Annotated in this window: 21 protein-coding genes; 16 read left to right on the plus strand and 5 right to left on the minus strand. The window is 68.6% G+C overall.

The window, feature by feature from the left end; translation table 11 throughout:
* The coding region (locus FEK34_RS26720; protein WP_138452262.1) for an HNH endonuclease signature motif containing protein at positions 1–550 on the plus strand (550 nt) is incomplete at its 5' end.
* A gap of 486 nt (positions 551–1036) precedes the next feature.
* Here the strand turns inward: FEK34_RS26720 and FEK34_RS26725 are convergent.
* Both FEK34_RS26725 and FEK34_RS26730 read right to left on the minus strand, forming a co-directional pair.
* Complete coding sequence (locus tag FEK34_RS26725) at positions 1037–1264, minus strand: hypothetical protein (protein ID WP_138452264.1); 228 nt, start codon at positions 1262–1264, stop codon at positions 1037–1039.
* Complete coding sequence (locus FEK34_RS26730; RefSeq protein ID WP_138452265.1) at positions 1261–1581, minus strand: hypothetical protein; 321 nt, start codon at positions 1579–1581, stop codon at positions 1261–1263. Before FEK34_RS26730 ends, FEK34_RS26725 begins: the two co-directional genes overlap by 4 nt.
* A gap of 305 nt (positions 1582–1886) precedes the next feature.
* On the opposite strand from FEK34_RS26730, the gene FEK34_RS26735 reads away from it, so the two are divergent.
* From FEK34_RS26735 to FEK34_RS31430, 3 genes are read left to right on the plus strand one after another with little or no spacing between them, the layout of a single operon-like run.
* On the plus strand, positions 1887–2765 hold the full coding sequence (locus FEK34_RS26735) for a helix-turn-helix domain-containing protein (protein WP_138452267.1): 879 nt from the start codon (positions 1887–1889) through the stop codon (positions 2763–2765).
* The gene (locus FEK34_RS26740) at positions 2755–2952 is read left to right on the plus strand and encodes a DUF397 domain-containing protein (RefSeq protein ID WP_138452270.1); all 198 of its coding nucleotides are present in this window, start codon (positions 2755–2757) and stop codon (positions 2950–2952) included. Before FEK34_RS26735 ends, FEK34_RS26740 begins: the two co-directional genes overlap by 11 nt.
* The gene (locus FEK34_RS31430; protein WP_432760993.1) at positions 2949–3377 is read left to right on the plus strand and encodes a DUF397 domain-containing protein; all 429 of its coding nucleotides are present in this window, start codon (positions 2949–2951) and stop codon (positions 3375–3377) included. The genes FEK34_RS26740 and FEK34_RS31430 overlap by 4 nt, the downstream gene beginning before the upstream one ends.
* Positions 3378–3465: 88 nt before the next feature.
* Here FEK34_RS31430 and FEK34_RS26755 read toward each other — a convergent pair whose 3' ends face one another.
* On the minus strand, positions 3466–4317 hold the full coding sequence (locus tag FEK34_RS26755) for a bifunctional 5,10-methylenetetrahydrofolate dehydrogenase/5,10-methenyltetrahydrofolate cyclohydrolase (protein ID WP_138452274.1): 852 nt from the start codon (positions 4315–4317) through the stop codon (positions 3466–3468).
* Between the two features lie 224 nt (positions 4318–4541).
* On the opposite strand from FEK34_RS26755, the gene FEK34_RS26760 reads away from it, so the two are divergent.
* Both FEK34_RS26760 and FEK34_RS26765 read left to right on the plus strand, forming a co-directional pair.
* Positions 4542–5396, plus strand: coding sequence for a YdcF family protein (locus tag FEK34_RS26760; protein ID WP_138452623.1), 855 nt, complete (start codon positions 4542–4544; stop codon positions 5394–5396).
* A gap of 58 nt (positions 5397–5454) precedes the next feature.
* Positions 5455–6252: a putative protein N(5)-glutamine methyltransferase gene (locus tag FEK34_RS26765; protein WP_138452276.1), complete on the plus strand. Its 798-nt coding sequence runs from the start codon at positions 5455–5457 to the stop codon at positions 6250–6252.
* A gap of 187 nt (positions 6253–6439) precedes the next feature.
* Here the strand turns inward: FEK34_RS26765 and FEK34_RS26770 are convergent, their stop codons facing one another.
* Together FEK34_RS26770 and FEK34_RS26775 are read right to left on the minus strand one after the other, a co-directional pair.
* The gene (locus FEK34_RS26770; protein ID WP_138452277.1) at positions 6440–7267 is read right to left on the minus strand and encodes an SDR family oxidoreductase; all 828 of its coding nucleotides are present in this window, start codon (positions 7265–7267) and stop codon (positions 6440–6442) included.
* A 34-nt stretch (positions 7268–7301) separates the two neighbouring features.
* Positions 7302–8870 (minus strand): succinic semialdehyde dehydrogenase, encoded by a 1569-nt coding sequence (locus FEK34_RS26775; RefSeq protein ID WP_138452279.1) that lies wholly within the window; start codon positions 8868–8870, stop codon positions 7302–7304.
* A gap of 131 nt (positions 8871–9001) precedes the next feature.
* On the opposite strand from FEK34_RS26775, the gene FEK34_RS26780 reads away from it, so the two are divergent.
* The 10 genes from FEK34_RS26780 to FEK34_RS26825 all read left to right on the plus strand — a co-directional run bounded on the left by FEK34_RS26780 (position 9002) and on the right by FEK34_RS26825 (position 20572).
* Positions 9002–9682: a TetR/AcrR family transcriptional regulator gene (locus FEK34_RS26780; RefSeq protein ID WP_138452282.1), complete on the plus strand. Its 681-nt coding sequence runs from the start codon at positions 9002–9004 to the stop codon at positions 9680–9682.
* Between the two features lie 365 nt (positions 9683–10047).
* Positions 10048–11097, plus strand: a complete 1050-nt coding sequence (locus tag FEK34_RS26785) for a 3-oxoacyl-ACP synthase III family protein (RefSeq protein ID WP_138452284.1) — start codon at positions 10048–10050, stop codon at positions 11095–11097.
* 2 nt (positions 11098–11099) lie between these two features.
* Positions 11100–12023, plus strand: coding sequence for a hypothetical protein (locus tag FEK34_RS26790; RefSeq protein ID WP_138452286.1), 924 nt, complete (start codon positions 11100–11102; stop codon positions 12021–12023).
* Positions 12020–13699: a fatty acid CoA ligase family protein gene (locus FEK34_RS26795; protein ID WP_138452288.1), complete on the plus strand. Its 1680-nt coding sequence runs from the start codon at positions 12020–12022 to the stop codon at positions 13697–13699. Before FEK34_RS26790 ends, FEK34_RS26795 begins: the two co-directional genes overlap by 4 nt.
* Positions 13696–13983, plus strand: a complete 288-nt coding sequence (locus FEK34_RS26800; RefSeq protein ID WP_171048421.1) for a hypothetical protein — start codon at positions 13696–13698, stop codon at positions 13981–13983. The genes FEK34_RS26795 and FEK34_RS26800 overlap by 4 nt, the downstream gene beginning before the upstream one ends.
* Positions 13980–15026, plus strand: coding sequence for an NAD-dependent epimerase/dehydratase family protein (locus FEK34_RS26805; protein ID WP_138452290.1), 1047 nt, complete (start codon positions 13980–13982; stop codon positions 15024–15026). The genes FEK34_RS26800 and FEK34_RS26805 overlap by 4 nt, the downstream gene beginning before the upstream one ends.
* Before the next feature lie 34 nt (positions 15027–15060).
* Positions 15061–16257 carry a peptide synthetase gene (locus tag FEK34_RS26810; protein WP_138452292.1) on the plus strand — a complete coding sequence of 399 codons (1197 nt, stop codon included), beginning with the start codon at positions 15061–15063 and terminating at the stop codon, positions 16255–16257.
* Complete coding sequence (locus FEK34_RS26815; protein WP_138452294.1) at positions 16254–18371, plus strand: MMPL family transporter; 2118 nt, start codon at positions 16254–16256, stop codon at positions 18369–18371. Before FEK34_RS26810 ends, FEK34_RS26815 begins: the two co-directional genes overlap by 4 nt.
* A gap of 84 nt (positions 18372–18455) precedes the next feature.
* Entirely contained in the window at positions 18456–19661 is a 1206-nt protein-coding gene (locus FEK34_RS26820) for an NAD(P)/FAD-dependent oxidoreductase (protein ID WP_138452296.1), read from the plus strand.
* The gene (locus FEK34_RS26825) at positions 19658–20572 is read left to right on the plus strand and encodes an RNA polymerase sigma-70 factor (protein ID WP_138452298.1); all 915 of its coding nucleotides are present in this window, start codon (positions 19658–19660) and stop codon (positions 20570–20572) included. Before FEK34_RS26820 ends, FEK34_RS26825 begins: the two co-directional genes overlap by 4 nt.
* Positions 20573–20695 lie beyond the last annotated feature (123 nt).

Consider the following 20695-nt stretch of genomic DNA (forward strand, 5'->3'; position numbering starts at 1 on the left):
AGTCGCCACCACCGCCACCGGCGGCACCGTCCCCCTCGCAGACGCGCTCACCCTCGCCCAACGATCCCAACCCTGGCTCGCCGTCTTCGACCACACAGGCCTACCCCTACACCTCGGCCGCACCAAACGCCTCGCCTCCGCCGCCCAACGACTCGCACTCATCGCTGCCCTGAAAGGCTGCTCGCGCCCCGGCTGCGACGCCCCCGCCAGCCTGTCCGCGGTGCATCACGTCCTGGACTATCGCAAGAATGGTGCCACCGACATCGATAACCTCACCCTGGCCTGCGATGCCTGCCACGCGTTGATCCACGATGGCCCCGGCGGCTGGAAAACCCGCACCGAAGGCCCCCACTCCCCATACGCCGGACGCACCGCCTGGATCGCCCCACCCCACATCGACCCCCACCAAACACCACGAATCAACCACCGCCACCACGCCGGCGAGCTACTCGCCGAAACACTCACCCACAACCACATTCGCAACCAACAAGCCCGCGAACAACACCAACGACAACGTCACTTCGAGAAGCCAGACTTCACCGCGGCATGACAGTGCCGACGACCCCATACGCTGAGGAACTCACATGCCGGCCGAAGCCGAAGACGCCCGCCGAGTCGTCGCCGAACTGAACTCGGCAGCCGAACGGGTCGCTCGAGCGCATGCATACGGCAGGGATGGGCATCGCCGCACCCAGATCGGAATCAGCCGTGCCGCGGCGATCGTATGCACCTCCGCCGGTGACCCCGTCACCCTGGTCGATCCTTACATCGTCGAAACCAGCAGAAGACGAACAGTACGAAGGATGCCTGAGCGACTTCGACCTACGCAGGCCGGTGCTGGGCCGCTGGCAATCCCTGTCGAACCTGCCTGGCGTCGAACCCATCCCGTCGAGCAGTATCGAGCCACCGCCACGAACTGGACCTACTGCCAGAAACGTTGTGCAGGTGCGGTATTGCAGCGTCGCGCACGGTGCTGATGCCCCTGGTCTCGAGGTGAGCGCCCGCGACAGCAGGCAGATCGGCGCTCGGCGCGCTTTCAGTCCGGCAGACGCGATGGCACCCGCGCGAAATCGTGGCCGGTGCGGATCATCTGGGCGCGCAGGCGTAGCAGTTCCGCTTTGAATGGGCATGGGGCGCAGGTGGTGTGGTAGGTGAGCATGGATTCGAGTTCGTCGCGGAAGAAGCCGGTGCCGGGTTTCGGGGCTTCGTGGTTGACGGGGATGTCGTCGGGGAAGGCGAGGTCGGGGGCGTTTGGGCCGGTCATGCGGTGCCGCCGGGGGCGAGCAGGGCCAGGCGGGTGCCGCGAGGCAGGTAGCCGGCCGGGTGGACGATGAGCAGGTCACAGCGGTCGAGGACGACTTGGGCGCGATGGCCGAGATGATCCAGGCCTGGGGTCACAATGGCCGCGACCTGAAGTTGCTTGATCTTGACCAGCAGCCACGGCAGGACGTCGGAGTCGGATTCGATGACGGTGCGCGCCACCGAGTACCCGCGCCGGGCCGCGAAGGCGCGCGCCTCCATCTCGAAGCCCGCCCGGCGTTTCGCGCAGCATGACTTGTTCAGATACACAACGGCTTTCATTGCTTCTCCCCTGCTGATATGCGATGGTGGGGCGCACGACGGCGAGGTTCAGGGATTCAGGGGCAGGAGAACCCGGCAGAACCATCCGCCACCCGAGCGCTCCAGGCTCGGCAACGGATGTGCGGCGAGGCTTTCCCGCCGTCGTGCGCTGGGACCAGTAGACAGGTACCGCCCAGGTCACGGAAGCTTTCGCAGAGCCGATCACCGGACTTTTTCGCAAGATTCCAGGGCCGGAAGGTTCCGCATTCCAATCCGGTGCACGTTCGCATTCCAGTCTGGAATCCACACCGCGTGAAGGGGACTCGATGGAGACAGGGGACAGTACTTTCGCCCGACGCCAGATCGGCAAACAGCTGCGGTATCTACGCGAGACGTCGGGGGTGAGCGTCGACGCGGCGAAGAAGGCGCTAGGGGTATCGACCCAGACTATCTGGAGGTTGGAGACCGGGCAGCCGACGAAGATCGGGCGGTTGCATATCAAGGAGCTGTGCAGGTTGTACGGGGCGCCTGACGAGACCACGCAGATACTCCTGGAACTGCTGGAAGGCGCTGCCCGAAAGTCATGGTGGCACGCCTTCGGTGACGCTGTGCCGCGCCACTTCGATCTCTACTTGGGATTGGAATCGGCCGCGTCGAAACTGGTTACATACCAACCCTCGCTGATGCCCGGCCTGGTACAGACCGAGGAGTACCGACGGGCGTTGATCTGGACAGCGAACCCAGGCATGCCAAAGGCCGAGGTAGAGCGCCGAGTGGATCTCGCAGCACGGCGGCAATCAAGGCTTTCCGAGCCTGCTTTCGAGGTCGAGATCCTTCTGAACGAGGCGGCTTTCCGTCATCAGGTCGGTGGCAGATCTGTGATGGCCGATCAGCTAAAACACCTGGCGGCTATCACGGAGCTTCCAAACGTGACAATCCGGGTGCTCCCACTTACCAAGTGCCACATCGGGTTGCAGGCCGGGATTTTCAGCTTGCTGACCTTCCCTCCGTGCCCAACAGCATGGCTGAGCGAGCCACCGATTGTGTACATTCAATGCCATGCGTCGGCGCAGTATCTGGAACGCCCCGCAGAGGTCGACCTTTACTCATCGACGGCAGACAGCATCCGAAAGGCCGCGCTGGATACACCGACCAGTCGCAACCTGATTGATCAGATAGCGAAGGAATATCGGCATGAACACTGACCGGACCTGGTTCAAGAGCAGCTACAGCAGCGCGTCCCAGGACTGCGTGGAGATCGCCCACTTCGACAGCGGCCGCGTCGGCGTCCGCGACTCCAAGAACCCGACCGGTCCGGCGTTGACCTTCGCCCCCGCCGCTTGGGATGCATTTCTAGCCAGCGCACGCCGAGGCGAGTTCGGCCGACCATGAGCGCCACCGAGCTGCTGCCAGGAGCCCGCTGGTTCAAGAGCAGCTACAGCAACGCGTCCCGGGACTGTGTCGAAGTGGCACATTTCATCAACGGGCAGGTCGGCGTCCGCGACTCGAAGAACTCGACCGGCCCAGCGTTGACCTTCACCCGATCGCATGGGACGCATTCCTCGCCACCGCTCGACAAGGCAAGTTCAGCCGTCCCTGAACAAGGACCCGAGATGATCGATCGTCCCGCTGTCCAATGGTTCAAGAGCAGCCATAGCGGCCCATCGCAAGACTGCGTCGAGATCGCTCATCTCGGCGGCGGCCAGGTCTGCGTCCGCGACTCGAAGAACCCCGCAGGCCCAGCGCTCATGTTCACCCCGACCGCGTGGGACACCTTCCTAGCCCACGCACGCCGAAGCGAATTCACCCGCCCCTGACACACCGCGAAGCCCCCGCCACCGCCGATACCGGCAGCAGCGGGGGCTTCGTTGTCAGCGGCGGCATATGCCCGGGGACCGTCTCGGCTCAGGCGCGCGCCTTCTCCGCCGCGACGACCACGTGACGCATGAGAAGGGCGGTGGTGACGGGGCCGACGCCGCCGGGGACGGGGCTGAGGGCTTCGGCTTTGCCGCGCACGGAGTCGGCATCGACGTCGCCGACAATGCTGCCGTCGGCGGCTTCGTTGGTGCCCACGTCGATGACGACCGCGCCGTCACGTACGTGTTCGCCGGTGACCAGGCCGATGCGGCCGGCGGCGGCGACGACGATGTCGGCGGCGGAGGTCACCGCGGGCAGGTCGGTGGTGCGGGAGTGGCAGACCGTGACGGTGGCGTTCTCGGCCAGCAGCAGCTGGGCCAGGGGTTTGCCGACGACGTTGGAGCGGCCGACGACCGCGACATGCCGGCCGGACAGCGGGATCCGGTGATGCTTGAGCAGTTCCACCACGGCCTCGGAGGTGGCAGGGACGAATCCGTCCAGGCCGGTGGCGAGCAAGCCGAGCGACAGCGGGCTCACACCGTCGACGTCCTTGCTGGCGGCGATGGCCGAGCTCACGTCGTCGAGGGTGACGCCCTCGGGCAGCGGGGTCTGCAACATGATGGCGTCGGTGGCCGTGTCGGCGCTGCGGGCGGACAGCTCCGCGCGGATCGTGTCCGCGCTGGCGTCGGCGCCGAGATCGACGGTGTCGCAAGCGATTCCGAGCCGCTCGGCGGCTTTGCGGAGCGAGTTGACGTACCAGGCGCTGGCCGGGTCGGCATTGGCGACGACCAGGGCGAGGGTGGGTGCGGACCCGCTCTCGGACAGTGCCGCGGCACGCTGCTTGGTATCGGCATTGATGGCGGCGGCAAGTTCCTTGCCGGTCAGCGAAACGGTCTCCACGGGGGCCCAGCATAACCGGCTCCGCGCGAGGTGCGGTGTGCCGGAGGGCGCCCGAGCGCGGATCCGCGCGATTCGGCGGCCGATTCAAGACCGCAATTCCCACGCTCGGGCGCCTACCGGCCGTATCGTGATCAGTGTTTGCCACCGGCTAACTGCCAGCTGACCTACCGAAAACCCGTGTCACACGTGGAAAGGTGTCGACTGTAGTGAAGATCTCGAGGCATATGAAGAACCTGGTCGCGGCGGCCTTCGCCGCGACCACCATTGCCGGCCTTGCCGCCGCGCCCGCCCAGGCCAGCCCGGAAACCGACGCCCTCTACAACTCCGCCCAGCGCCACTTCACCGCGGGCAACGACGCCGCGGGCCGCGATGATCTGCGCAGGCTCATCGGCGCCGATCCGCACGATGCCGAGGCGTTGTCGTTGCAGGCCATCTGGTCGCATTACGCGGGCGATGTGCCGGCCTTCGCCGACGCGATGGGCCGGTTGCGTGCCGTCGACGCGGGCATGGCGGCGGGCACCGATCACGTGGTGAACGCGATCGGCGCGGCGGTGGCGACACTGCCCAATCCGCTGCCCGCGCTGGTCGGCCCGCAGACCGGCATCGTGGTGCTCGGTTACGGACTGCTGCCCGACGGTTCGCTGCGGCCGGAGCTGGTGAACCGGCTCACCGCCGCGTGGATCCAGGCGGTCGCCTCACCGTTCTCGCCGGTGATCGTGACCGGCGGCAATCCGCAGAACGGGATCGCCGAGGCCGATGCCATGTTCCATTGGCTGGTCGGGCGCGGCCTGCCCGCCTCACGCATCCACGTGGAGAACCGGGCCGGATCGACGGTGCAGAACGCGCTGTTCAGCTCGCGGATGCTGCGTGACCTCGGCGCCACCAGCGCGGTCGTGGTGACCTCCCCGAACCACATCCGCCGCGCCGTCGCCGATTTCATCGTGGCCGGAACCCATGTGGTCGGCGCGATGACGTCGCTGGAACAGCTGGTCTCCCAGCTGCCACCGCCGAGCAGGCAGGCCCAGCGCGGCATCTACCTCGACGCCACCCGCACCTTCCAGCTCGCCACCGCGCGCTGAGAACCGCCTACCGAATAACCGGGCGCGATCCCGTCCCGCGCCGAAGCACACTGGAGCGGTGATCGATCCGAACTTCGATGCCGTCGTCGCACGTTTGCGCGCGGCCGGATGCGTGTTCGCCGAAGACGAGGCGCGGCTGCTGCTCGACGCGACCACCGATCGGGCCGGACTCGACCGGCTGGTCGAGCGGCGTGCCGCGGGTGTCCCGCTGGAACACCTGCTCGGCTGGGTCGAGTTCCGTGGGCTCCGCATCGGTATCCGCCCGGGCGTGTTCGTCCCGCGGCAGCGCACCGCGTTCCTGGTGGACGAGGCGGCGGCCCTGGCCCGCACCGCGGGACGCGCCGAACTTACCGTGGTGGATATGTGCTGCGGTTCCGGCGCTCTCGGTCTGGCGTTGGTGACCGAACTGGCGGAGCAGACGTCGCGCATCGCGCTGGACGCCGCCGATATCGACCCCGTCGCGGTCGGCTGCGCTCAGCAGAACCTGGAGCCGATCGGCGGCGGAGCCCACCAGGGTGATCTGTTCGCCGCACTACCGCCGCACCTGCGTGGCCGCATCGACATCCTGCTCTGCAATACGCCCTACGTGCCGTCGAGCGAGATCGCGCGCATGCCACCGGAGGCCCGCGACCACGAACCGGTTGCCGCGCTGGACGGCGGCCACGACGGGCTCGACATCTTCCGTCGCGTAGCTGCCGAGGCACCCGAATGGCTGGCGCCCGGTGGTCATCTGCTGGTCGAGATCAGCGAGGAACAAGAGCAGACCGCCGCGGCCATCGCCGCCGATGCCGGACTCACCGCGGTGATCGCCCACTCCCCCGAGCTGTACGCGACCGCCATCATCTGCACGCACTGACTCCGCGCCCGCGACCCGTGCGGCCGGCGCCGACATACACGCCCGGCTACGCCCGGTGCCGAAGACCCGGCGTAGCCCCGGAAACCACCGCCCCGACGCGACCACGCAACTCGCTCGGGCGCTGCTCGTCGAGCACTCGCGCCGGCGCAGATCCCGGCCGCGCCGGCGTCACACCCGGGACCCGGAACTACTTGCGCCCGGTGAACTCCTCCATCGAGCGGTACACGCCGACCGTGTCGAGGAACAGGTCGCGCAGTTTAATCGGGAGGATGCCCGACAGCGCCTTGTTCAGCCGTGACGTCCACGGCAGGATCACCAGGGCCCCACCGTTTTTCATCTCCTGCCAGGAAGTCTCGACGACTTCTTCCTGCTTGAGGATCGGGGTGAGCAGGAAGCCCTTGGCGCCGTCGAACATTCCGGTGTCGATGTAGGTCGGGCACACCGTGGTCACCTTGACGTGGTCGTGGCCTGCCTGCTCGAGCTCGATCCGCACCGAATCCGACCAGCCCAGCGCCGCCCACTTGGACGCGGCGTACACACTCATCCGCGGGTTCGACACCAGACCGGCCGAGGACGCGATGTTCAACACCCGCGCCTGCCCGCTGCCCGCGACCATGGCGGGCAGGAACTCGAGGGTGACATACATCGGGGCCAGCGAGTTGATCGCCATGGTCTTGTCGATGTCGGCGCGGTTGGTGGTCTCCCAGAAGTAGGTGTTGCCGCGCACGATTCCGGCATTGTTGACCAGGATGTCGATATCGCCGACCTCCTCGCGCACGGCCTGCGCGGCCTCGCCGATCTGGTCGGGGGCGGAGACATCGACGACGAAGTGGTGGATGGTGCCGCCGAGGGCGGTCAGCTCGGCGGCGGTGCTCTTCAGCGCGACCTCGTTGATATCCCACAGCACCACCGCCGCGGCGCCCTCACGCACGGCGCGTTCGGCGAACAGCTTGCCCAAGCCCATGGCGGCGCCGGTGACCAGGACCTTCTTGCCCGCGACCGTTTCCAATTTCATGATTTGCGTCCCTTGTTCGATGTGTGGTCTGCGGTCACTTCTGGCGCAGCGTCTTCATGACGCCGAAGTACAGCGTCATGGTTTTGGCCCACAGCTCTTCCGACATTCCCGGCAGCGGCGCGACGGGCAGCATCCGCTGCACCGCGATGGTCTGGGTGTCGATGTACTTGAGCAGGCCCTCAGGACCATGGCGGCGGCCGGTGCCGGAGATGCCGAGGCCGCCCGAGGGCGCGTCGACGCTACCCCACGCCGCGATGAAGCCTTCGTTGACGTTGACCGACCCGGCGTTGATCCGCGCGGCGACCTCGCGCCCGCGAGCGGTGTCGGTGGTCCAGACGCTGGCATTGAGCCCGTAGGCGGTGTCGTTGGCCTGTTCGACGGCCTCGTCATCGCTGCTGACGCGGTACACCGACACGACCGGGCCGAAGGTTTCCTCGCGGTAGACCGTCATGCCGGGCTTGACATCGGCGAGCACGGTCGGTTCGAAGAAGTAGGGGCCGAGGTCGGGGCGATGCTTACCGCCGGCGAGCACCGTCGCGCCCTTGGCGACCGCGTCCTCGACGTGCGCGCGCACGGTGTCCAGTTGACGCTGGAAGGTCAGCGACCCCATGTCGGCGCGATAGTCGAGGTCGGCGCCGAGCTTCACGGCCTCGACATTGGCGACGAACTCGCGCACGAACCGGTCGTAGACGGCGTCGTGGACGTAGATGCGTTCCATCGATTCGCACAGCTGACCGGCCGAGGCGAAGCAGGCCCGCACCGCGGTCTTGGCGGCGGCCGAGACGTCGGCGTCTTCGAGTACCAGCAGCGGGTTCTTGCCGCCGAGTTCGAGGGAGTAGCCGATGAGCCGCTCACCGGCCTGCTTGGCGATGGTGCGGCCGGTGGCGCTGGAGCCGGTGTAGTCGACGTAGTCGGCGCGGCCGATGACCTCACCGCCGATGACGGCGCCGCGGCCGAGCACGATCTGCCACAGGCCCGCGGGCAGCCCGGCGCGTTCGGCGGCGTCGACAGCCCACAGGGCGGTGAGGGCGGTCTGGTTGTCCGGGCGGCCGACGACGGCGTTGCCCGCGACCAGTGCGGGCAGGGCGTCCGATACCGCGAGGGCGAGCGGGTAGTTCCACGGCGAGATGACCGCGACGACGCCCTTGGGCCGGTGCCGCACGTCGACCTTGGTCAGCACCGGCAGCACACCGCGCGGTTTGCGGGTGGCCAGCAGTTTGTCCGCGACCGAGGCGTAGTAGCGGGAGTTCACCGCGACGTCGCCCACCTCGTCGAAGGCGTGCGCCCGCGACTTGCCGGTCTCGGTCTGGAGGATGTCGAGGATCGTGTCCTGCTCTTTCAGCACGATGTCGTGGAAGCGGCGCAGCACCGCGACCCGCTCCCGGACCGGGCGCGCCGCCCACTCGCGCTGGACCAGCCTGGCACGGTCGAAGGCCGCGTCGATGTCGGCGGTCGAGGACTGCGGCAGGTCGAAGATCTTGCGGCCGGTCGCGGGCGCGAAGACCTCCACCGACGGCGCACCGCCCGCGGCGGCACGGGCGAGCAGCGGTTTCACCAGCGCCGGGGACAGCACTTCGGCGTCGGCGTGCCGGGCAGTCGTCATGAGCGGCCTTCTCCTGCGGATCGGTGGATTAATTGAACACTGGTGTTAGATTAATGCGTGTGACAAGCTCCGTGTCAAGCTCTCGGGTGTGCACGAGAGCCATGAACCGATTCGCGGCGTGATGGTCGGCCATGCCTGAGACCACCGCGCGACGCGGCAGGCCGCCGCAGACCAAGCAGCAGGCCGAGGAGGTGCGGGCCCGGATCGTCCTCGCCACCGCGGAGGTGTTCAGCAGGACCGGCACGCGCGGACTGAGCGTCGCCCAGATCATCGAGCAGGCCGGAATTGCCCGGCCCACCTTCTACCGCTATTTCGCGAACGCGACCGAACCGCTACTCCTGGTGCTCGACGCCTCCAACGAGGGGCTGGTCGAGGGCATTCGCAACGCCCTGACCGTCAGCGCCGAGGGCGTCGAACTCGGCATCCGCCTCATCGACGCTTTCCTGGACTGGGCCCGCGGCCACGGCCCGATGTTGCGGCCGCTGTTCGCGGAACTGCACGATCCGGCGTCACCGGTGTCCGGCTACCGGGAGCGAGCTCTCGACGATATCCGCGCCATCGTCCGCGAGAAGTTCACCGAACTCGGCCGCCCCGTCCCGGCGCCGCTGGATCTCGATGCCGCGCTACAGGTCTGCGAATACGTCGTCTATCGCATATCGGCCGGCGCGGAGCCCGGCTCCGAGCCCGATCCGGAGACGGTCGCCGCTGCCCGCGTCACCATGATCCGCGTCGTGCTGGCAACTCTCGGAAATACCGACGATCTCACCTACGCAATGGAATTGCCGGGCATATTTCCGGCCGCGCCGCGGTAGGTTTCGCGCCTTCCCGCGCAGGCCCGCACCCCGCGCGCACAGTGAAGTCACTCACAGCCGGTAACGAATCCAACGGCACCGCACGGCCTTCCCGGATGATAGCCGGATAATTGCCCGATGACGCCCGGTGGTCAGTGAGGAACTTCGGCGTTCCCGTCATCAGGGTGGCGAACCACCAACGCGTCATAGCCACAGGGTGTCCAGATTGGTGATACCGCACGATACAGGAAAGCGAATCCGGCGGAGCCGCAGCATCGTTCGGCACTTCGCCGAATTCCGACGGTAGTTACCGTCGGGTAATGTCCGCGGCGTCGATCACCCAGGAACGATCCCGAACGCATTCGCCATCGATTTCAGGAGCCCACGTGCTGCATTCTCGATTCGAATCCATCGGCGCTTATCTGCCTTCGCACACAGTCACCACCGATGAGGTGTTGTCCCGGTTGGCAATTCCGCCGTCATTCGATCTCGAACGGATCACCGGCGTCACGGAGCGCCGTGTCCGCGACACCCGTCCGGGCCACGAGGAGGATTCGTTCACCCTTGCCATGGCCGCCGCGAACGACTGTTTGTCCAGGTCACGTTATGCGGCTTCAGAACTCGACGTCATCATCTCGACCTCGATCACGCGCAGCAAGAACGCGACGCGGATGTACATGGAGCCGTCGTTCGCGTCCTCGATCGCGCGTGCGCTCGGCGCGAGAAAGGCGATTACTTTCGATATCTCCAATGCCTGCGCCGGAATGCTCACCGGCACCTACATTCTCGATCGCATGATTCGATCGGGCGCGGTCCGGAATGGACTCGTGGTCAGCGGTGAGGCCATCACACCCATTTCCGATACCGCGGTGAACGAGATTTCGGAAAAATACGATCTGCAATTCGCCTCGCTCACCGTCGGCGATTCCGGCTGCGCGCTGGTGCTGGATCAGGCGGTCGACGACGCCGACAAGATCCACTACATCGAGATGATGACGGCCTCGGAGTACTCGCATCTGTGCCTCGGGATGCCGAGTGACAACACGCAGGGCGTGGCGCTCTACACCGACAACCGCAAGATGCACAACGAGTCCCGGTTCCTGCTGTGGACCGACACCCAGCGCGATTTCCTCGCCGACCGTGGCCGCACGTTCGCCGACGAGGAATTCGACTACATCATCCACCACCAGTTCGGCGCGGCCGCAGTGCCGTACATGAACGCCATCGGCGAACGCGAGTTCGGCACCCCCATGCCGCCGGACCTCAATGTCATCCACAAGTACGGAAACACTTCCACCACATCGCATTTCATCGTGCTGCACGATCAGCTCGGCGAGGACAACATCGCGGCCGGGTCGAAGGTGCTGATGATCCCGGCGGCCTCGGGGGTCGTCACCGGTTTCCTGTCCACCACCATCTCCTCCCTGAAGGTGTGATCATGGGCGTACGTATCACTGCCACCGCTGTCAGCCGGGCCGAAGACACCCGCAGCGTCGTCGAGCACAGCGGCCGCGCCGCACGCAACTGCCTGGAGCGGGCCGGTGTGCGGCCCGACCAGATCGGGGTGCTGATCAACGCGGGCATCTTCCGCGATTCCAACACCGTGGAGCCGGCGGTCTCGGCCCTGATCCAGAAGGCCGCCGGTATCGGGCTCGAATACGGTGCCCACGACCCGCGCACGTTCTCGTTCGACCTGATGAACGGCGCGGTCGGGGTGCTCGACGCGGTCCGGGTGGGCACCGCGATCCTGGAGACCGGCAGCGCGTCGCACGTGCTGATCGTCTCCGGCGACACCCATCCCTCGCTGACCCGCACCGCCGCCACCGAAGACTTCCCGTACGCGAGTTCGGGTGCCGCCCTACTGCTCGAATCCACCGACGGCACCGAAGGTTTCGGCCGGGTGCACAGCCTCGCCGGCACCGGTGGTCCCGGTATCGAGGCGTATGTCGACACCGCGACCATGGGCACCGAGGGCCGCAACCTGATGACGGTGGTGCGCGAACCCGATATCGAGCAGCGGTTGCTGGCGCTGGCGACCGAGGCGGCGCTGGCGGCATTGGCCGACGCCGGTCACGCCGACCTGTCCGGCACCGCGCTCATCGCCTCGACCCCGAGCGCGGACTTCCCCGCACGGCTGGCCGAATCGCTGGGCATCGCGGTCGATTCGGTGCTGCTGCCCGATCTCACCGACGGCGATCCGCACACCGCCGCCCTCACCCACGCCTACGACCGGGCGGCCGCGGGCGAGAGCCTGGACCGGCACACGCACATCCTGTTCGTCGCCGCCGGTGCCGGCCCCTCGGCGGCCGCGGTGCTGTATCGGCTGCCCGACCGCGCGGCCACCGCCGGAGCGGCAGCGTGAGCACAGCGACCTACTGGCAGGCCATCGACCGCTTCCGGGCCGTCGCGCAGCGCGACCCGGAACGCGAGGCGGTGATCTTCCCGGCGCACGTGCCCGAGAGCGGGGCGCCCACCTACCGGACGCTGAGCTACCGCGAACTGGATCGCTGGTCCGACACCATCGCCGAGCGCCTCACCGCCGACGGTGTCGGCGCCGGAACCCGCACCATCGTGTTGGTGCTGCCGAGCCCGCAGCTGTACGCGATCATGCTCGGGCTGTTGAAGATCGGCGCGGTGCCCGTGGTCATCGACCCCGGGATGGGCCTGCGCAAGATGGTGCACTGCCTGCGCGCGGTCGAGGCCGAGGCGTTCATCGGGATACCGCAGGCGCATGCGGTGCGGGTGCTGTTCCGGCGCAGCTTCCGGCGGGTGCGCACCAGCGTCACCGTCGGCAGGCGGTGGTGCTGGGGCGGTGACACCCTGGCCGAATGGGGTCGCGAGCCGAGCGGCGCGGGACTCGACCGGGCACCGGCGGATCCGGGCGAGGTGTTGCTGATCGCCTTCACCACCGGCAGCACCGGCCCGGCCAAGGCCGTCGAACTCACCCACGGCAATCTGGCCGCGATGGTCGACCAGGTGCACACCGCGCGCGACGGCATCGCACCGGACACCTCGCTGATCACGCTGCCGCTGGTCGGCATTCTCGATCTGCTGCTCGGCGCGCGGTGCGTGCTGCCGCCGCTGATTCCGAGCAAGGTCGGGTCCACCGATCCCGCGCATGTGGTCGACGCCATCACCCGGTTCGGGGTGCGCACGATGTTCGCCTCCCCCGCCGTGCTGATCCCGCTGCTGCGTGAGCTGCGGCGACGGCCGACACCATTGCCGACACTGGACAGCGTGTTCTCCGGCGGCGCACCGGTGCCGCACTGGTGCATCGCCGGGCTGCGCGAGGTCCTGCACGACGAGGCCAGGGTGTACGCCGGATACGGGTCCACCGAAGCGCTTCCGATGGCGACGATCGAATCGCGGGAACTGCTCGACGGTCTGGTGGAGCGGACCCAGCGGGGCGAGGGCGTGTGCATCGGGCGCCCCTCGGACCGGATCGAGGCCCGCGTCATCGCCATCACCGACGATCCGCTGCCGACCTGGACCGACGCCGAGAAACGGGCGCCCGAACTGGATGGCACGCGCGGAGTCGGCGAGCTGGTGGTCGCGGGCCCGAACGTCAGCACCCGGTACTACTGGCCCGACCGGGCCAACACCGCGGGCAAGATCGCCGACGGCGCGCGCATCTGGCATCGCACCGGCGACCTGGCCACCATCGACGAGCAGGGCCGGATCTGGTTCTGCGGACGCAAGTCTCAGCGCGTCCGCACCGCCGCGGGCCCGATGTTCACCGTGCAGGTGGAGCAGATCTTCAACACCGTGGTCGGCGTGGCCCGGACCGCCCTGGTCGGCGTCGGCGAACCGGGGGCACAGCGCCCGGTGCTGTGCGTGGAACCGGAACCCGGCGCGGACACCGCGGCGCTGGTATCCGCCCTGCGGGCGCTGGCAGCGCGGTCGGAACTCACCGCCGCGGTCGACCACTTCCTGATCCACCCGTCGTTCCCGGTGGACATCAGGCACAACGCCAAGATCGGCCGGGAGCAACTGGCGGTCTGGGCGGCGAAGCAGCTGCGCGGAAGCGGAGCGCGATGAGAACGACGGCCTTGCGCGCGGTCCCCGTCATCGGGTGGTTGTACCTGATCGCCGGGCTCATCGCCGCCGCGGCGGGTCGCGCGCCCGCGCACCGGCTACCGCGTGTCCTGTGGTGGATCGACGCGTTCCTCAGCGTCGTGGTGCACGCGGCGCAGATCCCGTTCGCCCTGCGCGCCGCACGCGGCAGCGGACGGTCGGCGGCCGAAATAGCGCTGATGACACAGATTTTCGGGCTCACCTGGTGGCGCACCGTGGACCACGGACAGCGGGAGGACACACGATGAAAGTTCTGGTGACGGGCGCCTCCGGCTTCCTCGGCGGGGCGCTGGTGCGGCGACTGGTCCGCGAGGGCGGGCATGAGGTGTCGATTCTGGTGCGCCGCACCAGCAGCCTCGGTGACCTGGGCGAGCTCGACGGTGTGCGGGTGGTCACCGGTGATCTCACCGACGAAGCCTCGCTGCGGCGTGCCACCGAGGGCATCGATGTGGTGTTCCACAGCGCCGCCCGCGTCGACGAACGCGGCACCCGCGGCCAGTTCTGGGCCGAGAACGTGCGCGCCACCGAGATTCTGCTCGACGCCGCCCGCGGCCACGGAGCCTCGCGTTTCGTGTTCATCTCCAGTCCGAGCGCGCTGATGGACCGAGACGGCGGCGACCAGCTCGACGTCGACGAATCGCTGCCGTATCCGCGCCGGTACCTGAACCTGTACTCCGAGACCAAGGCCGCCGCCGAACGCGCGGTACTGGCCGCCGACGCGCCCGGCTTCCGCACCTGCGCGCTGCGGCCACGCGCGATCTGGGGCGCGGGCGACCGCTCCGGTCCCATCGTGCGGCTGCTCGGGCGCACCGCCGAGGGCGCACTGCCCGACCTGTCGTTCGGCCGGACGGTCTACGCGTCGCTGTGCCATGTGGACAATATCGTCGACGCCTGCGTGAAGGCCGCGACCGTCGATGGCGACGCGCTAGGCGGGAAGGCGTATTTCATCGCCGACGCCGAACGCACCGATGTCTGGGGGTTCCTGGCCGCCGTCGCCACCGACCTCGGCTACGCCCCGCCTTCCCGCACCCCGAATCCGCGGGTGGTGCGCGCCGCCGTCGCGGTGATCGAGACGATCTGGCGGTTCCCGCCGGTGGCCACCCGCTGGTCGCCACCGCTGTCGCGGTATGTGGTCGCGTTGCTCACCCGTTCGGCCACCTACGACACCGCTGCCGCGGCGCGGGATCTGGGGTACCGGCCCGTCATCGACCGCGACACCGGTCTGGCCTCCTTCCTGGCCTGGCTCGCTGCCAACGGCGGCATCACCGAACTCACCCGGACGCTGCGCTAGCCCGCGCACCGTCACACCGATCAGCGAGGTAGATATGGCTACCGGCACCGTGTTCCGGCGGATCTCACCGACCGAACGCATGTATTTCCCGATGCGTGATCTGGCGCCGCCGTTCCTCATGCAGCTCGTCTTCCCCGGTGAGGGCGAGATCGATCCGGAGCGGCTGCGGCAGGCGGTCGCGGTGGCGTCGGCGGCGTGCCCGGGATCGCGGTTGGTGCGCCGCGGCCGCGACTGGGTCGACAGCGGGATCCCGGCCGCGGTGCGGGTGGTCGAGAACTGGACGATCGACTACGACTCGCTCGACGGTGATCCGGTGGTGCACAGCCCGATCGGGCCCACCGACGAGACCACCTGCGAGGTGCTGCTGCTCACCACGCGGCCGGTCACGCTGATCTTCCGGGCGTTCCACGGCGTGATGGACGGGATGGGCCTGGTGACGTGGGCGCTGGCCGTCTTGGCGGCCCTGCGCGGCGAGGAACCGGAGCCCATGCCCGACCCGGTCGCCGATCAGGAGCTGGTGAAGCGGGTCGGCGCACCGGGCAAGCCGACACTGATGCTGCCCGGATACCGCGCCGCCGTCGGGCACGGTCGCCAGCTTCCCGGTGAACCACGACATCTGTTGCGCCGCCGCACCATCGCGGTGCGTACGCCCGGTGCGGTGGCCAAGATCGCGGCGATCCTGGCCGACCAGACCCCGGGGACCTCGCGGATCATGATGCCGGTGGATCTGCGCCGTCACGATCCGCAGCTGCGCTCGACCGCGAATCTCGCGCTCCCGTTGTTCTTCGACATCACGGCGGGAACGTCGTGGACCGAGATCAACGACCTCAAGCGCGCGGGGCTGGCGCAACGGCTCGAGCTGAACCAGATGGACAACAGCGGACTGGCCGACATCCCGCAGCCCGCGGGCCGCGCCCTGCTGCGCACGCTGAACTGGCTGGGTGCCCGGTTCGGCCGCAACCTGGCCTCGGCCACGGTGTCGCATATGGGCCGCTTCGATCTCGGCGAACTCGCCACCTCGCAGTTCCACCCGACGTCGGTGCTGATCCTGCCGCAGCACAGTGTGGCGATGCCGCTGCTGTTCGGGTTGATGGAATCGGGTGGGCACACCGAGCTGACGGTGTCGGCCCGCAACGGACGCGGCGTGGCCGACCGGCTGGACGCGCTGCTGGACCGGATCGTGGCCGGGCTGGAAGCCGGGCTACCCGCGGCCGACGAGAGCCTGCGATGACGGCGTGGGCGCGACTGGTCGTCGCTCGGCCGCGCACCGTCCTCGCGATGGTGATCGGCCTGATGCTGCTGTGCGCGGCCTACGGGGCGAGTGCGGCGGAGAAGGTCGGCGCCGCCGGATTCACCGATCCCGGTAGCGAATCCAGTCGCGTCGACGCCCTGGTTCGTGAGCAGGTGGGGCCGACGAGCGCCGACGTCGTCGCCGTCTACACCGCGCCGGACGGGCAGTCCCTCGATGCCATCGCGCCGCAGATCCGCGCCGCCATCGACCGGATCGACCCGGCACTGCTGGCGCGGCCGGTGGAAAGCTACTGGAACAGCGCGCCGCCGCGCACCCAATTCCTGCGCTCGGCCGACGGGCGTCAGGGGCTCGCGGTGGTGTTCCTGGCCGGCGACGACAACCAGCGCATCACCGCCTTCGAATCGGTCGAAGCCGATCTGGTGGTTCCCGGAATCCACACGCGGCTGGCCGGTTTCAGCGCGCTGGCCGACGAGATCACCACCCGATCCCAGCAGGATCTGATCCTCGCCGAATCCATCTCCATCCCGATCACCCTGCTCATCCTGGTGCTGGTGTTCGGGGGTCTGGCCGCCGCCTCGATGCCGGTGCTGGTCGGTGCGCTCGCGGTGGGCGGATCCCTGGCGGCGATCCGGGCGCTGACCGAGGTTACCGAGGTCACCACGTTCGCGGTGAACATCGCGTCGCTGATCGGGCTCGGTATGGCGATCGACTACGGGCTGTTCCTGGTCACCCGGTTCCGGGAGGAGCGGGCCGCCGGGTACGAGGTGCCTGCCGCGATCGAACGCACCTGCGCGACCGCCGGTCGCACGGTCGCGTTCTCGGCGTCGCTGCTGATCTGCGCCTTCGCCGGAACGTTCGTCTTCCCGCAGCCGGTGCTGAGATCGCTCGGGTTCGGCGCGATCGCCGCGGTCGCGCTGGCGGCCGCCCTCTCGCTCACGGTTCTGCCCGCGATGCTCGCGCTGTTCGGTGACCGGCTCGGAGCCGCGCGCGAACAGGGCCGGACCGAACGGTTCTGGGGTCGCGTGGTCGATGCGGTGCTGCGTCGTCCGGGCATCGTCGCCCTGGCGGTGACGGCGCTGCTGCTGGTGCTGGCGACGCCCCTGCTGGGAGCCCGGCTCGGCGATATCGACCACCGCGCACTGCCACCGGACAACCCCATGCGCACCACCGTCGAGGAACTCACCGCACGGTTCCCGGCCGCCAACAGCGGCGTCACCGCCGTGCTGCACGGCACCGACGGTGCACCACCGCAGGCCGAGGCGATCGCACAGGTGATGCGCGAGATCGGCGCTCTTCCCGGCGTCGGCCCGGTGTTCCAGGCCGGGCGCGCAACGGATTTCGTCGTCGTGCACGCGATGCTCGACAGCGCCGACCGCAGCGACGAGGCCATCACCGTCGTCGACGCGGTGCGGGCGCTCACACCGCCTGCCGGGACCGAACTGCGCGTCGGCGGCGATACCGCGGCGACCATGGACAGCGTGGACTCGATCACCGCCGCCCTGCCGTGGATGATCACGGTCATGGTGGTGGCGACCCTGCTGCTGCTCGGGATCGCCTTCCGCTCGATCGTGCTACCGATCAAGGCGGTGGCCATGGCCTTCGTCAGCCTCGCCGCCACCTTCGGCATCCTCACCTGGATCTTCCACGACGGACACCTCGCGGGGTTGCTCGGCGTGACACCCGGCCCCCTCGCCGCGGGCATGGTGGTGCTGATCATCGCGGTGGTGTTCGGGCTGTCCACCGACTACGAGGTGTTCCTGCTGTCACGCATGGTCGAGGCCCACCACGTCGGCGCGACAACCGCCGAATCCGTCCGCACCGGCACGCTGCGCACCGCCCGCGTCATCACCGCCGCCGCCGTCCTGCTCATCATCGTCACCGGCGCGTTCACCCTCTCCCCACTCACCCCCATGCGCTTCCTCGGCCTCGGCATGATCCTCGCCCTGGTCATCGACGCGACGTTGGTGCGCATGCTGCTGGTGCCGGCGCTGGTGCAGTTGATGGGGGCGGTGAACTGGTGGGTGCCGGGGGCGGGTTCCGGGGCGAAGACGAGCGCTTCGAGCTCACCCGCACGGGAGCCGATATCGATGTGACACAGGTCACTCCCGCTGATGTCACGATCCGTCGTCCAACTTACGTCTCGAGTGCATCGACCGACTATCAGAAGGGATACGACGATGCGCGAGCACAACGAGACCACGGGGACGGCACCGCGGGACATCCTGATCCTCGGCGCCGGATACACGGGCATGTCGGCGGCGGTGAACCTGGGCGCCCGAGTCAAGGGCCGCGACGATGTGCGGGTCACCGTGATCAACGCCGACGAGCGTTTCGTGGAGCGGCTGCGGCTGCATCAGGTGGCGACCGGGCAGCGGCTGGCCGAGTTCGATATCCCGCGGCTGCTGGACAGCATCGGCGTCGGGTTCATCCGGGGCCGAGTGGCGGCGATCGATCCCGAGGCGAACACGGTTCGCCTCGCTGACCAGCGGCTGCTGCACTACGACCGCCTGGTCTACGCCCTGGGTGGCGCCACCGACACCAGCCGGGTGCCCGGCGCCGACGAGCACGCCTTCACCCTCGACAGCGCCGCCGACGCCGCCGCGCTCGCCGCGCGCCTGGACGGGCTCGATACCGGGACGGTTGTCGTCGGCGGTGCCGGGCTCACCGGTGTCGAGTCGGCCGCCGAAATCGCCGAACAGTATCCGCGGCTGCGGGTGCTGCTGCTCGGCCGCGACGAACCCGGCGCCGCCATGGCCGACAAGCCCCGCGCCTACCTGCGGTCGGTCCTGGAACGGCTGGGCGTCGAGGTGCGCACCGGAGCCGAGGTGGTGAAGGTGCTCGCCGACTCGGTGGAGTTGGCCGACGGCGAGAGCGTCCACGCCGACGCCGTGCTCGTGACCAGCGGCGTCCGGGCCAACCCGGTCGCGGCCGCGGCGGGGCTGGCGGTCGACGAGCGGGGTCGCATCATCACCGAGTCCACCCTGAGCTCCATCTCGCATCCGAATGTCTATGCCGTCGGGGACGCCGCCGCCATCGAGCAGGGATACGGCCTCATGCACGGCACCTGCCAGAGCGGCATGCCGACCGGCGTGCACGCGGCAGTGTCACTGGCGCGCGAGCTGAAAGGCAAGCAGCCCAAGGCCTTCCGGTTCGGCTACTACCACATGCCGGTCAGCCTCGGGCGCAGCGATGCCGTCATACAGTTCACCAAGCCGGACAGCTCGCCGCGCCGCTGGTACCTGACCGGCAAGCGCGCGACCTGGTACAAGGAGACGGTGAGTTCCTCGCCGTGGCCGACCTTCCAGCGCATGACCAGGTTTCCCCGATCGGGCGCCATCTGGCCCAGCGGCGGCCGCTACACCCGCCGGGCAGGTACGCGATGACCGCACCCGATGACGTCCAGCAGCTCTTCGACGAACATCGCAACCTGCTGTTCGCCGTCGCCTACCGCATCCTCGGCAGCGCCGCCGACGCCGAGGACGCGGTGCAGGACGCCTGGTTGAAATGGTCGACAGTGGACCGCTCGCGGGTCACCGAGCCGAAAAGCTATCTCGCCCGGATCGTGTCCAATCTGGCCGTGGACCGTCTTCGCTCGACCCGCCACCAGCGCGAAACCTATGTCGGTCCCTGGCTGCCCGAGCCCATCCTGACCACCGGTGACATCGTCGACGACGTCACCGGCGCGGAATCGGTGTCGATGGCGATGCTGGTGGTGCTGGAGACGCTGAGCCCGATCGAGCGCGCGGTGTTCGTGCTCAAGGAGGTCTTCGATTTCAGCTATGCCGAAATCGCCGAGGCCGTCGACCGCTCCGAGGACGCGGTGCGCCAGGCCGCGCACCGCGCCCGCGGGCACGTGCAGGCGCGCAGGCCACGGTTCAGCGCCGACCGCAGCAAGCAGCGCGACGTCACCACCCAGTTCGTCGCGGCGGCGACCGGCGGGGATATCAATACGCTGATGGACCTGCTGGCTCCGGACGTCACGTTGTGGACCGATGGCGGGGGCAAGGTCCGGCAGGCCATGCGCCCTGTTGTCGGCGCCGACAAGGTGGCCACCTGGTTCGCTGCCGTCGGCACCCGCCCGTACCAGGGCGTGGCGCCGGCCGACATGCGGGTCGAGCTGGTCGAGCTCAACGGTGGCGCCGGTGTGCTGTTCCGCGGACCCGACCGGGTGATCGCCACCCTCAGCGTCACCCTCGACCCCGAGGGCCGCATCATCGCCATCCACAATGTCGCCAACCCGGACAAGTTGCAGTCGGTCGCCGAGGGTGCGGTGCACGACCTCGGGCGTCGCTGACGCCAACCCGCTGCGCGAACGAACACGGCGAGACAGAATCGCGCCTGCGGCCACGACGAGCGTCCGGGGCCGCGGTCGCGCCCGATGCACTCGGTCGCGATGCCTGCCGGCGGCTCGGATCAA

It is taken from the genome of Nocardia cyriacigeorgica, from assembly GCF_005863245.1.
Classification (GTDB): domain Bacteria; phylum Actinomycetota; class Actinomycetes; order Mycobacteriales; family Mycobacteriaceae; genus Nocardia; species Nocardia cyriacigeorgica_C.

Coding starts and splice junctions, on each gene's coding strand:
- FEK34_RS26805 (WP_138452290.1), top strand. CDS start 13,980: ATGAAAGTTCTGGTGACGGGCGCCTCCGGCTTCCTCGGCGGGGCGCTG.
- FEK34_RS26800 (WP_171048421.1), top strand. CDS start 13,696: ATGAGAACGACGGCCTTGCGCGCGGTCCCCGTCATCGGGTGGTTGTAC.
- FEK34_RS26775 (WP_138452279.1), bottom strand. CDS start 8,870: ATGACGACTGCCCGGCACGCCGACGCCGAAGTGCTGTCCCCGGCGCTG.
- FEK34_RS31430 (WP_432760993.1), top strand. CDS start 2,949: ATGAGCGCCACCGAGCTGCTGCCAGGAGCCCGCTGGTTCAAGAGCAGC.
- FEK34_RS26810 (WP_138452292.1), top strand. CDS start 15,061: ATGGCTACCGGCACCGTGTTCCGGCGGATCTCACCGACCGAACGCATG.
- FEK34_RS26770 (WP_138452277.1), bottom strand. CDS start 7,267: ATGAAATTGGAAACGGTCGCGGGCAAGAAGGTCCTGGTCACCGGCGCC.
- FEK34_RS26825 (WP_138452298.1), top strand. CDS start 19,658: ATGACCGCACCCGATGACGTCCAGCAGCTCTTCGACGAACATCGCAAC.
- FEK34_RS26760 (WP_138452623.1), top strand. CDS start 4,542: ATGAAGAACCTGGTCGCGGCGGCCTTCGCCGCGACCACCATTGCCGGC.
- FEK34_RS26815 (WP_138452294.1), top strand. CDS start 16,254: ATGACGGCGTGGGCGCGACTGGTCGTCGCTCGGCCGCGCACCGTCCTC.
- FEK34_RS26780 (WP_138452282.1), top strand. CDS start 9,002: ATGCCTGAGACCACCGCGCGACGCGGCAGGCCGCCGCAGACCAAGCAG.
- FEK34_RS26740 (WP_138452270.1), top strand. CDS start 2,755: ATGAACACTGACCGGACCTGGTTCAAGAGCAGCTACAGCAGCGCGTCC.
- FEK34_RS26730 (WP_138452265.1), bottom strand. CDS start 1,581: ATGAAAGCCGTTGTGTATCTGAACAAGTCATGCTGCGCGAAACGCCGG.
- FEK34_RS26790 (WP_138452286.1), top strand. CDS start 11,100: ATGGGCGTACGTATCACTGCCACCGCTGTCAGCCGGGCCGAAGACACC.
- FEK34_RS26725 (WP_138452264.1), bottom strand. CDS start 1,264: ATGACCGGCCCAAACGCCCCCGACCTCGCCTTCCCCGACGACATCCCC.
- FEK34_RS26735 (WP_138452267.1), top strand. CDS start 1,887: ATGGAGACAGGGGACAGTACTTTCGCCCGACGCCAGATCGGCAAACAG.
- FEK34_RS26820 (WP_138452296.1), top strand. CDS start 18,456: ATGCGCGAGCACAACGAGACCACGGGGACGGCACCGCGGGACATCCTG.